10 protein-coding genes, 1 other RNA gene and 1 other annotated feature are annotated in these 11,747 nt (G+C 40.3%); of the genes, 2 read left to right on the top strand and 9 right to left on the bottom strand.

The window, feature by feature from the left end; translation table 11 throughout:
- Window positions 1–36: 36 nt before the first annotated feature.
- From mnmA to cymR, 3 genes are read right to left on the bottom strand one after another with little or no spacing between them, the layout of a single operon-like run.
- Window positions 37–1,152, bottom strand: a complete 1,116-nt coding sequence (gene mnmA / locus AC4BHP_RS00975; RefSeq protein ID WP_066105682.1) for a tRNA 2-thiouridine(34) synthase MnmA — start codon at window positions 1,150–1,152, stop codon at window positions 37–39.
- Window positions 1,153–1,172: 20 nt separating this feature from the next.
- Window positions 1,173–2,315 (bottom strand): cysteine desulfurase family protein, encoded by a 1,143-nt coding sequence (locus AC4BHP_RS00970; RefSeq protein WP_066105423.1) that lies wholly within the window; start codon window positions 2,313–2,315, stop codon window positions 1,173–1,175.
- Between the two features lie 38 nt (window positions 2,316–2,353).
- The gene (gene cymR / locus AC4BHP_RS00965; protein ID WP_066105425.1) at window positions 2,354–2,776 is read right to left on the bottom strand and encodes a cysteine metabolism transcriptional regulator CymR; all 423 of its coding nucleotides are present in this window, start codon (window positions 2,774–2,776) and stop codon (window positions 2,354–2,356) included.
- Between the two features lie 260 nt (window positions 2,777–3,036).
- On the opposite strand from cymR, the gene AC4BHP_RS00960 reads away from it, so the two are divergent.
- Window positions 3,037–4,323, top strand: coding sequence for a replication-associated recombination protein A (locus AC4BHP_RS00960; RefSeq protein ID WP_066105428.1), 1,287 nt, complete (start codon window positions 3,037–3,039; stop codon window positions 4,321–4,323).
- Between the two features lie 60 nt (window positions 4,324–4,383).
- On the opposite strand, the gene AC4BHP_RS00955 is transcribed toward AC4BHP_RS00960, so the two are convergent.
- The 5 genes from AC4BHP_RS00955 to AC4BHP_RS00935 all read right to left on the bottom strand — a co-directional run bounded on the left by AC4BHP_RS00955 (window position 4,384) and on the right by AC4BHP_RS00935 (window position 9,411).
- Entirely contained in the window at window positions 4,384–5,145 is a 762-nt protein-coding gene (locus tag AC4BHP_RS00955; protein ID WP_066105431.1) for a tRNA threonylcarbamoyladenosine dehydratase, read from the bottom strand.
- 410 nt (window positions 5,146–5,555) lie between these two features.
- A non-coding RNA gene (gene ssrS / locus AC4BHP_RS00950) (6S RNA) lies at window positions 5,556–5,743 on the bottom strand.
- 31 nt (window positions 5,744–5,774) lie between these two features.
- Window positions 5,775–7,559 (bottom strand): aspartate--tRNA ligase, encoded by a 1,785-nt coding sequence (gene aspS / locus AC4BHP_RS00945; protein WP_139892609.1) that lies wholly within the window; start codon window positions 7,557–7,559, stop codon window positions 5,775–5,777.
- Between the two features lie 14 nt (window positions 7,560–7,573).
- Window positions 7,574–8,848: a histidine--tRNA ligase gene (gene hisS / locus AC4BHP_RS00940; protein WP_490551094.1), complete on the bottom strand. Its 1,275-nt coding sequence runs from the start codon at window positions 8,846–8,848 to the stop codon at window positions 7,574–7,576.
- 99 nt (window positions 8,849–8,947) lie between these two features.
- Window positions 8,948–9,181, bottom strand: a binding site (T-box leader).
- 53 nt (window positions 9,182–9,234) lie between these two features.
- The gene (locus AC4BHP_RS00935; protein WP_175354278.1) at window positions 9,235–9,411 is read right to left on the bottom strand and encodes a hypothetical protein; all 177 of its coding nucleotides are present in this window, start codon (window positions 9,409–9,411) and stop codon (window positions 9,235–9,237) included.
- A 139-nt stretch (window positions 9,412–9,550) separates the two neighbouring features.
- On the opposite strand from AC4BHP_RS00935, the gene AC4BHP_RS00930 reads away from it, so the two are divergent.
- Window positions 9,551–10,816, top strand: coding sequence for an N-acetylmuramoyl-L-alanine amidase family protein (locus AC4BHP_RS00930; protein WP_490551092.1), 1,266 nt, complete (start codon window positions 9,551–9,553; stop codon window positions 10,814–10,816).
- Window positions 10,817–11,299: 483 nt separating this feature from the next.
- Here the strand turns inward: AC4BHP_RS00930 and dtd are convergent, their stop codons facing one another.
- A complete protein-coding gene (gene dtd, locus AC4BHP_RS00925; protein ID WP_066105443.1) occupies window positions 11,300–11,743 on the bottom strand; it encodes a D-aminoacyl-tRNA deacylase in 444 nt (147 codons plus the stop codon).
- Window positions 11,744–11,747 lie beyond the last annotated feature (4 nt).

Genomic DNA, 11,747 nt, shown 5'->3' with positions numbered 1-11,747 from the left:
CGAAACAGACTATCCACATTCAATTGGCTATTTTATTTACCCAACATAATCAAGTTTTAAACCTTTTTTATAAACTTTATCGATGGTACCTCCACCCAAGCAGACTTCACCATCATAAAATACTGCAGCTTGCCCAGGAGTCACCGCTCTGATTGGCTCAGCAAAAATTACTTCTGCCTGATTGTCATCCAATACTTTCACTGTTACCTTATTATCTGCCTGGCGATATCTGAATTTAGCTGTACACTCAAAAGTATCACCTGGTTTCCTTTCGGAAATCCAGTTCATTTTGTCAGCGATAATAGAATCAGAATAGAGGCTGTCATGGTGAAAACCTTGCTCTACTAATAGAACATTGTTTTCTAAATCTTTCCCAACCGCAAACCACGGTTCACCGCTTCCGCCAATTCCAAGTCCATGACGCTGTCCCAATGTATAATACATAAGGCCGTCATGCTTACCCTTCAGTTCACCACTCATCGTTCTCATCTCACCAGGTTTAGCCGGCAAATATTGCCCAAGAAATTCCTTAAAGTTACGCTCCCCGATAAAACAAATGCCTGTAGAATCTTTTTTAGTAGCCGTTGGCAGGCCAGCCTCCAAGGCAATTTCTCTAATTTTTGGCTTATCATACTCACCAATCGGGAACATAACCTTGCTTAATTGCTCCTGAGTTAATTGGTTTAGAAAATAAGTTTGATCCTTATTATTATCCAACCCTCTAAGCATTTTATATTCTCCGTCTTGGTAAGCCACACGCGCATAATGGCCTGTGGCCAAATAATCTGCACCTAGATCCATGGCATGCTCAAGAAATGCCTTAAATTTAATTTCTTTATTACACATCACATCGGGATTTGGTGTACGTCCCGCTTTATATTCCTCAAGGAAATAAGAAAACACTTTATCCCAATACTGTTTTTCAAAATTGACTGCATAGTAGGGAATTCCAATATGATTGCAGACACGGATGACATCTTCATAGTCCTCCGTAGCTGTACAAACACCATTTTCATCTGTATCGTCCCAGTTTTTCATGAAAATTCCTACAACGTCATAGCCCTGCTCTTTTAAAAGATAAGCTGCAACAGAAGAATCCACTCCACCGGACATTCCGACAACAACTCTAGTTTCCGCCGGGGATTTCATTATACACTTCACCTCATACCTATTTACTTCACTAATCGATTTATCACATTTACAGCAATCTTCGCTGCTTTTTCTACTTCTTGTTCCGTATTGCCCTGCCCAAAGCTGAAGCGAATTGAATTCTTTGTCCGCTCTGAATCTTTTCCAAACATCGAGACAAGAACATGCGATGGTTCAATCGATCCAGCTGTACAGGCAGAACCGCTTGAAACAGCCACCCCTGCCAAATCCATATTGACTAAGAAAGCCTCAACACTCGTTCCTGGAAAACTAATATTCAATACATGCGGCAGTGAATCATCCAGCTTTCCATTGATGGAATAATTAATACCGGCTTCGTCAAATACATGGAGCATTATTTCTTTAAAGGCTCTATACTGCTTCGCTTTCTCCTCACGTGTGTTAGACATCAGCTCAGCCGCCTTTGCAAAGCCTGCTGCCCCAGGCACGTTTTCAGTTCCTGCCCGGCGTTTTCTTTCCTGCTCACCGCCAAGTAGCAATGGCTTAAATGGTACGCCTTTTCGCGCATATAAGAAGCCAATACCTTTCGGACCATTAATTTTATGTGCAGACACACTTAAGAAATCCACAGCTAACTCATGAACCGATATAGGAATGATTCCGTATGCCTGTACCGCATCTGTGTGGAACAATGCCTGATGGTCAGCCAAAAGCCTGCCAATTTCCTGAATAGGCTGAATAGTGCCCACTTCATTATTTCCGAACATGATTGTCACTAAAACTGTATCATCTCGTAATGCTTCCTGAACAGCACTCACAGTTACCTGTCCTTCTTCATTGACAGGCAAATACGTAACCTCGTATCCCTCTTTTTCAAGAGCCTGGCATGTATGCAATACGGCATGATGTTCAATTTCTGACGTAATAATATGTTTGCCTTTATTCTTCATAGCTTGTACACTGCTATAGATTGCGGCATTATCTGCTTCTGTACCACCGCTCGTGAATATAATTTCATCTATTTGTGCACCAATACTTTCAGCCAGCACTCTTCTTGCATCATCAATTAGCTTTCTCGATTCTCTGCCGAATTGGTGAATGCTTGATGGATTTCCGTAAGTCTTCTTCATAACCTCCGTCATCACATCAATAACTTCTGGATGCATAGGCGTTGTCGCTGCATGATCCATATAAACCCGTTCCATGGCCTATACCTCCTTTGCCTAAACAAAATTACTTTATATTAAATGTAGAACATATATGATTGAGTGGAGTCGTCCTCTTCTTCATAGGATGCCAAGTCTTCCAAAGTTGTATTATCCAAAACATCCTTTACAGCATCTCTGATTTTAATCCACAATTGCCGTTTAACAGGTTCTTCGTCCTCAATGCCTTCAACCGGTGTAATTGGGCCTTCAAGCACCTTGATCACATCACCTGCTGTAATTTCATGTGGATCTTTCGTTAGTTTATAGCCGCCATAGGCACCCCTTACACTTTTAACAAGTCCTGCATTACGCAAGGGGGTAACCAATTGTTCCAAATAGTGTTCGGACAAATTATTTGATTGTGCTATCGATTTTAGGGAAGTAGGACCTTCTCCATGTTTCTTAGCTAAATCAATCATAATGGTAAGTCCGTATCTTCCTTTGGTAGATATTTTCATTACTTAGCACCTCAGCCTTACATTTAGTCTACAAAAGTATACCATACATTAAATCATTGCCTATTTTCAATGACTCAGTACCATTCTTCTTAATTTTTTATTTTCTATTTAATCATAGTAAAAAAAACCAGTTTCGACTACAGGAAATCTCATGAAAGGATAAAATTCGCAGCTCTTACGCAAAAACGAAAATATAGGAATGTGAAGCGTTTATCGATATAATGAAAGCATCCTGAAGCTTATTTGTGGAGGTTAGTTAGTTGAATACTGAACCACTCGCATTTCGAATGCGACCTAAGAACTTAGATGAAATTATTGGCCAGAACGAAATCATCGGCAAACAAACCAGTTTATATAAAATGATTAAAAACGGGCATGTCCCTTCTATGTTATTATATGGTGAACCTGGCATTGGAAAAACATCCATTGCTTATGCAATTGCGGGAACCACCAAAATACCGTTCATTGCTTTAAATGCAACTACAGCCGGGAAGAAGGATATCGAAGCAGTTGTTGATGAAACACGTCTGACCGGGCAGGTTATCCTCTTTCTTGATGAGATTCACCGATTCAATAAAGCTCAGCAGGATTATCTTCTGCCACATGTAGAACGAGGCGATATCATTTTAATCGGTGCCACAACGGAAAACCCATTCCATGATGTCAATCCAGCTATTCGGAGCCGCTGCGGCCAAATCAAGCAGCTTACCCGCTTATCTGTCGAAGAAACCATCACACTGCTCCAAAGAGCCCTTTCTGATGAAAAAAATGGTCTGGGAAAAATGGATATCCAAATCACCGAGGAACAAATAAAAAAAATTGCCCTTCACTCAAATGGAGATGCAAGAAAATCGTTAACGCTGCTGGAATCAGCAGTTTTCTCATCAACCAGGGATGAGGATACGTATATCATAGAAGATGAAGTCATTGACGATTTAGGCGGGAATGTAGGAGTTTATGGAGATAAAAAAGGCTCAAACTTCTATAACCTGTTATCCGCCCTGCAAAAAAGCATAAGAGGAAGCGACGTTCATGCTTCTTTATATTATTTAGCTCACCTTCTTGAGGTTGGTGATCTGGTTGCAGTCAATCGGAGACTTTTAGTGATTGCTTATGAAGATATCGGACTGGCAAATCCCTCCGTCGGAAATAATGTGTTGGCAGCTGTTACCGCCAGTGAACGTCTCGGTCTTCCCGAGGCGCGTATCCCGCTTTCAGTGGCTGTTGTGGAAATGTGTCTATCCTCCAAATCAAATTCTGCTTATAAGGCATTGGATCAAGCCATTTCGGATATTCGAAGCGGCAAAGTCGGGGATATCCCTAAGCATTTACGTGATGCCCATTATTCAGGCTCAAAAGACCTCGGGCATGTTGGTTATAAATACCCGCATGACTACCCTATCGGCACTTTCGGTGGCTGGGTCAAACAAGATTATCTCCCAGGCAACTTAAAGGGAACAAAATACTATGATCCGATTGAATCCGGCGAGGAGAAACGATTAGCTGCTATATATGAAAGACTGGAACAGTTTAAAAATAAGCAGTAAAAAAGATTGGCTTCTATTAGCCAATCTTTTTTACATGCAGGTAACAATTCACCCATAACGTTAATCATTCACTCGTTTGATTTTAATTTCCTTCAATGCTTCTCTTACTACCCAGCTTGCTGCAATCAATCCTGCCGTAGATGGTACAAACGCATTAGATGAAGGCGGGAATTTAGCCTTACGAATATCTGCATCCTGGTTGCCCACCACTTTTGTCACTTCATCAAAAGGCACAATTGGGCTCTCATCGGAGAAAATGACTGGAATCCCTTTTCGAATGCCTTCTTTCTTTAATTTTGTACGGATCACTTTAGCTAATGGATCTGTATGTGTTTTAGATATATCCGCGATTTGAAAGCGGGTTGGATCCATCTTATTGGCTGCGCCCATGCTTGAGATGATAGGAATATTCCTTATCAAACATTCTTTCATCAAGTGAATTTTGTAAATAATCGTATCGGAGGCATCGATTACATAATCCGGTTTATAGGCGAAGAAATCCTGATATGTTTCCTCTGTATAGAACATTTTTAAAGCAATTACTTCGCAATCTGGATTGATGTCAAAAATACGCTTTTTCATAGCATCTACTTTTTGCTCTCCAACAGTGGATAATAACGCATGAATTTGTCTATTCACATTTGTTATATCTATATCGTCCTTATCTACCAAGATTAACGTGCCCACCCCGGATCGCGCTAAAGCTTCCACGGCAAAAGAACCCACTCCGCCAATACCTAGAATCGCCACAGTTGTATTTTTTAATATTTCCAAGCCATCTTTCCCGACAGCCAATTCATTACGTGAGAATTGATGCAACATGAATAGCTCCACTCCAATTTCATTTTGTTAGTAAATGTAATTACCTATTTTTATTTTCCTAAACATTTCTGTTCATCTATACGCGCTTAACTCTTTGATTGTATTTTAAACGAAAGCATTTATCGATGTAAAATACAGTTTCAGCTGATTCAGCAGCAGGCCACGATTATCTACCAATCCCTTTACTTGCTATTCTTTCGCTTAGACAATTGAGATAAACCATTGATTAACAGCCACTGCAGTATTGTATCGTTCTAAAATTATGTACCTTTTCTTCATTAGCTGTTCCGTCGTTTCGATTTATGATACCATACTTTCCTACTAGGAATGAAAGGATATATTTTTCATCGATAAAAATAAAAAACTCATTGCAGCAGCTGCAATGAGTTATAACAATTCTTCATAAGTATAGACGCCCCAAATTGTGCCGTTTGATGCCTAGTGCTTTGGCCCGCCCTCGGCAGGTGGGTGTCCTGTTCCACTTTGTTGCAAGTCCTTCACGAAAAAGGCATTTGCGCAAGCGGTAAACTCCGGACTCCCGTTAAAAGAAATGTTCGGTCAAAACAAAAAGGATGCATAACGTACACTTCAGGACGTCTATTAATTGATTTAATCATATCAAAAGCAGGTTACTTTTTCAAGCCCGATTCCATTTTTGAGACCTTTAGACTAAGCTCTTTAAGCTGGCTTTCAGATACTTCACTCGGTGCATCTGTCAACAGGCAGCTCGCGCTTGCAGTCTTAGGAAATGCAATCGTATCACGTAAGTTTGAACGGCCGGAAAGTAACATGACTAAACGATCCAATCCCAAGGCAATTCCACCATGTGGTGGAGTACCATATTCAAAGGCTTCCATTAAGAAACCAAATTGCTCGTTAGCCTCTTCTGGTGTGAATCCGAGGACCTCAAACATTTTTTCCTGAATAGCACGTTCAAAGATACGTAAGCTTCCTCCACCCAATTCATAACCATTTAACACAAGGTCGTAAGCAATTGCTTTTACTTCACCAGGGTTTTCGTCAAGCAAAGAAATTTGTTCTCTAACAGGCATTGTGAATGGGTGATGAGCTGCATAATATCTTCCATCTTCTTCTTTATATTCAAGAAGCGGCCAGTCAGTTACCCATAAGAAATTAAATTTACTTTCATCAATTAGGTTTAATTCTTTTCCTAATTTATTTCGTAAATTACCCAATGCGTCTGCGACTACGGATTTCTTATCAGCAACAAAGAGCAGCAAGTCTCCAGCTTCAGCACCAGTAACCTCGATTAAACCTTTTCCGTCTTCATCCTGGAAGAATTTTGCGATTGGTCCTTTTAGACCTTCTTCCTCCATCTTCATCCATGCAAGCCCTTTTGCACCGTAGCGGGCAGCAAATTCACCCAATGCATCAATATCTTTTCTGGAGTAATTAGAAGCAGCACCTTTTACATTCAATGCCTTAACCTGTCCGCCGGATTCCACTGCACCTGTGAAGACTTTAAAGCCTGAATCTTTAACGATATTGCTAACGTCAATTAATTCCATCGCAAAACGAGTATCAGGTTTATCAATACCATATCGGCTCATCGCTTCATCATACGTCATTCTCGGTAGTGGTAAAGAAAGCTCGATTCCTTTGACTTCCTTCATCACTTTAGCCATCATGCGTTCAGTCAAATCCTGAATATCCTCTTGGCTCATAAAGCTAGTTTCAATATCGATTTGTGTAAACTCAGGCTGACGGTCTGCACGTAAGTCCTCATCACGGAAACAACGTGCCACTTGATAATAGCGTTCAATTCCAGAAACCATCAATAATTGCTTGAAGATTTGAGGCGATTGCGGCAATGCATAAAATTCACCTTCATGCACACGGCTTGGTACTAAGTAATCACGCGCGCCTTCTGGAGTGCTCTTAGTTAAAATAGGTGTTTCAATATCAAGGAAGCCTTCTCCATCTAAGAAGTCACGGATTGCTTTAGTCGCTTTATGTCTCATTTTAAACGTTTCGAACATAACCGGACGACGAAGATCTAAATATCGGTAAGATAAACGAAGGTCCTCAGATACTTCTTCGTTATCTGTAATCGCAAATGGAGGTGTTTTGGATTCATTGATAATGATTACCTCTTCTGCCTGAACTTCAATACTACCTGTTTTAAGGTTTTTGTTTATCGTTCCCTCTTCACGCGCTACCACTTTTCCCCGTACGCTTAATACATATTCACTTCTGATTTTTTCAGCTAGACCTAGGGCTTCAGGTGATAAATCTGGGTTAAATACAACTTGGACAATGCCTGTACGGTCTCTTAAATCGATAAAAATTAACCCGCCAAGGTCACGTCTTTTTTGGACCCACCCTTTGACAGTGATTTCTTCTCCGATTGCTGTTACCGGTACTTCTCCGCAAAAATATGTTCTTCCGTACACTGTAATTCCTCCTATTATCTTCCCAGTTTAGTTTTTAATTCTGTTACTAACTCAGCGAGCCCCACTTGCTGTTGCTCACCGGTTTGCATATCTTTTAAAGAAATTTTATTTTCTTTCAGCTCATCTTCTCCAAGTACAGCCACGAATTTGGCATTTACACGATCCGCCGCCTTAAATTGGCCTTTTGCTTTGCGATCGGAATAATCCTTTTCAGCTGAAATTCCGTTGCTGCGCAACTCATCTACCAGTTTCACAGAGTAATCCTTTGCTTCGTCGCCAAGTGAAACAATAAAACAATCTACACTTTTTTCAATCGGAAGCTCAATATTTTCGACTTCAAGTGCAGATAGCAATCTTTCAATACTTAAAGCAAATCCAATCCCAGGGGTTTCAGGACCGCCCACCTCTTGAACAAGTCCGTTATAACGGCCGCCTCCACAAAGAGTAGTAATTGCCCCAAATCCTTCAGAATCGAGCATGATTTCAAAAGCTGTATGATTGTAATAATCAAGTCCGCGAACCAAGCCTGGATCCACAACATAAGCAATTCCGATCGCATCCAAGTACGCTTTTACTTTGTTAAAATACTCGGTAGACTCTTCATTTAAGTAATCGATAATGGACGGTGCGCCAGACATTAATTCATGATTACGGTCCTCTTTGCAATCTAGTATTCGTAATGGGTTACGTTCTAAGCGATTTTTACAATTTGGACAAAATTCCTCAATCCGGGGCTTAAAGTGCGCAATCAAAGCTTCTCTGTGTTTTGCACGGCTTTCCTTGTCTCCAAGACTGTTGATCACTAGCTTCAGATTCTTTAACCCTAACTTTATATATATATTCATGGCTAATGAAATTACTTCTGCATCAATTGCCGGATCGGAACTCCCTAAAGCTTCCACACCAAACTGTACAAATTGTCTGAAACGCCCTGCCTGTGGACGCTCGTATCGGAACATAGGCCCAATATAGAACAACTTAACAGGTTGAATAGCATTCCCATACATTTTATTTCCCACAAAGGAACGAACTACCGCTGCCGTACCTTCCGGACGCAAAGTTAAACTGCGGTTTCCCTTATCCGTAAATGTATACATTTCTTTTTGTACAATGTCTGTTGTATCTCCCACACCTTTTTCAAATAACTCGGTACTTTCAAAAATTGGTGTACGTATTTCTTGATACTGATACACTGAGCAAATTTCTTTTGCTACGTTTTCGATATACTGCCACTTTTCTGATTGACCAGGAAGGATATCCTGGGTTCCCCTTGGTATTTGAACGGCCATATCAAAATTCCTCCTTAAAATGCAATCTATAACCATTTCCAATTGGCATGGCTTGGTAATTTTAGGTAAAATAAAAACAACTCCCAGTCCCATGCATATGCAAGGGACGGGAGTTGTTACCCGCGGTGCCACCCTAGTTGGAGCATAAAAAGCTCCCACTTTTACAGTTAACGCCTGTTTAACGTTCATCCCCTACTAGAAACTAACGTTTTTTCAGGGCGAAACCTACGGTGTGTTCGTTCATATGGGCACATGCAGAAGTGTTTGCAGCCTAAGACACTTCTTCTCTGATCATGTGTGATCTATATTACTCTTCACCATCATTGGAATATAATATGTATTTTTATTTAATTAATATTACGAAGTAACTTCCTAGTTGTCAACCCTTAAGAACGTCCAAGTTTCTTTTTTAGTTGTTTCACGTCTCTGACGGACAGGCCAAATTCCGAAGCAAGCTCCACCATGGAATTATTCTGTTCTTTAACCAAAAAATCATGAAAATCCACTCCGAATATTTGTTTACCGGCATTTTGTGTGATTAATCCCTTTTCACTGTATCTCATATCATGAACACCCCTTATTTATTTAAACTACAGATTGTCTTAATCAGTATTCCCGACTGTGTAAAGTATCTTTCATAAAAAATATTTTTTCTTTAACAAACGCCTGGCCCTGATTTTTAAAGAAGGAGCGATTATTATCTTGCTAAAAAAAATTTTGGTTTTTCTATGTGTAACCCTACTGCTTGCGCCGATGAAAAATTCTATACCAACCGCACATGCAACGATCGATAAAATTGTGGTTAATGAGCCATCTATTTATGTCCGGGAGGAGGCAAATATAAAGGCATCCATCATCGATGAAATCCAGGCGGGGAGTGTTTATGATGTCCTGGAAATAGATGAAGATTGGATTAAACTAAAGCTCAGTGACAAAAAAACAGGATGGGTAGCCAGCTGGCTCGTTACAGGCTATAAAGAAGCGGATCTTACCTCCGATTCCGGTATTGTTACTGCAGACGGTCTACGTGTTCGAAAAGGCCCAGGCACAGAGTTTAAGGTACTCGGCAATCTTCCTATCGGAACAGTAATTCACATAATAGAGAAACAGGATAGCTGGATTTCTTTCACCTATGAGGACCATATAGGCTGGATCCACAGCAACTACATACATCGACATCAATTACAAAAACCCTCAAAGAGAATCCGTATAACAGCTTCCGTACTAAATGTACGAGCATCGGATAAACCAGATGCTTCAATCATTGGAACAGTAAAAAAAGATGAGGAATATACCGTTCTCAAAAAAATTAGAAACATGCTTAAAATTGAACTTCCATCTAAAAAAGAAGGATGGATCCCAAGTTGGTATACAAAATCAGAGAGTGAACGGAATTCAAGTCTTCAAAGGAATGAGTCATTAATGGGGAAAACGATTATCCTTGATGCCGGACATGGAGGCACTGACGGCGGAGCATCCGGACCAGCTGGCACTTTAGAAAAAAGTCTAACGCTTCAGACCGTTAAACTGGCATACGAGAAGTTACGAACAGCCGGAGCGAACGTGGTCATGACTCGTTCCAGCGATCGGTATGTAGCGTTACATGCAAGGGCCAATCTTGCAAATATGAATAGAGCCGATGCCTTTATCAGTTTCCATTATGATAGTAATCAGAATGGAGATAAAAGTGGTATTAAAACATATTATTATCATTCCTATCAAAAGCAACTAGCCTTAACTATTCAAAAATATTTATTGCAAAACGAGACACCGTTAAATGACCAGGGAGTAAAGCAGAACAACCTGCACGTTTTACGAGAAAATCTTCGGCCGGCTGTTTTATTGGAATTAGGCTATATAAATAATCCTGCTGAGGAAGCTCTTATCCAAACAGAATACTATCAGGAGACCATCACAGATGGTCTTGCAAATGGATTAGCTGCCTACTTTTCTGATTTAGAAATTTAGCGTCCCGAAAAGCTATGATTTATGAAACACGTTGTAAAGATCAACAGATTTATTCTTAATAACTTGGATCCTCCCTTTATGCTTTTAATTGATAGCATAAAGGGAGTTTTTATGGATAATTCTTTGGGTGGAGAATGTAAATTACTTAGAGGTATTGGCTGGTTGAATTATTGGTGTGTTTGGCTGGATTATTGGTAGAATCGGCTGGATTATCGCCCAGTTCGGCGGATTTTCCCCATGTACCGGCTGTATGACTTAGTTCGGTTCCTTTCTTTTCTGCTCTGGCTGGATTATCGCTCAGTTCGGCCTGTTTTTCTCTGTATCGGCTAAATCGCTCAGTTTAGCTGATTTCAATCCTGAAATATAAATTCAGCTAGATCACTAATTATTGATTTACAAAAAAAAAACACCTCCATATGTCTGAAATAACTCAGATATATGGAGGTGTACGGTATTAAAGAAAGCTACTGCGCTGCTTAACTTTTAGTTTTTGCTTTCGAGAATAAGCGTCACAGGTCCGTCGTTAATGAGCTCGACATCCATCATCGCCCCGAATCTGCCTGTTTCCACTTTCAACCCTTTTTCTCTCAGCATTTCATTAAACATATCATACAATTTTTCAGCTTCATCGGGCTTGGCTGCTGCCATAAAGTTTGGGCGCCTTCCCTTGCGGCAATCACCATATAAGGTAAATTGGGAAATCGATAAAATTTCACCGCCCACATCAAGCAAGGAATGGTTCATCTTCATATTCTCGTCTTCAAATATGCGCAGATGAACGATTTTATCAGCAAGGTAACGGCAATCCTCTTCCGTATCCTCATGAGTAATTCCAACTAATAACACAAACCCGGAGGTAATGGCGCCGATTGTTTCACCATCGACACGCACTGATGCTGCCTTTGAACGTTGCAATACCACTTTCATTTTT

The sequence above is a fragment of the Pradoshia sp. Z4_20 genome, assembly GCF_058216035.1.
This window is presented reverse-complemented; position numbering and strand designations above follow the sequence as displayed.

Bases quoted from the DNA above. Each gene is read 5' to 3' on its own strand.
- AC4BHP_RS00970 (WP_066105423.1), bottom strand. From the start codon at position 2,315: ATGGAACGGGTTTATATGGATCATGCAGCGACAACGCCTATGCATCCA.
- cymR (WP_066105425.1), bottom strand. From the start codon at position 2,776: ATGAAAATATCTACCAAAGGAAGATACGGACTTACCATTATGATTGAT.
- AC4BHP_RS00955 (WP_066105431.1), bottom strand. From the start codon at position 5,145: ATGTTGCATCAATTCTCACGTAATGAATTGGCTGTCGGGAAAGATGGC.
- hisS (WP_490551094.1), bottom strand. From the start codon at position 8,848: ATGGCCGTTCAAATACCAAGGGGAACCCAGGATATCCTTCCTGGTCAA.
- AC4BHP_RS00935 (WP_175354278.1), bottom strand. From the start codon at position 9,411: ATGAGATACAGTGAAAAGGGATTAATCACACAAAATGCCGGTAAACAA.
- dtd (WP_066105443.1), bottom strand. From the start codon at position 11,743: ATGAAAGTGGTATTGCAACGTTCAAAGGCAGCATCAGTGCGTGTCGAT.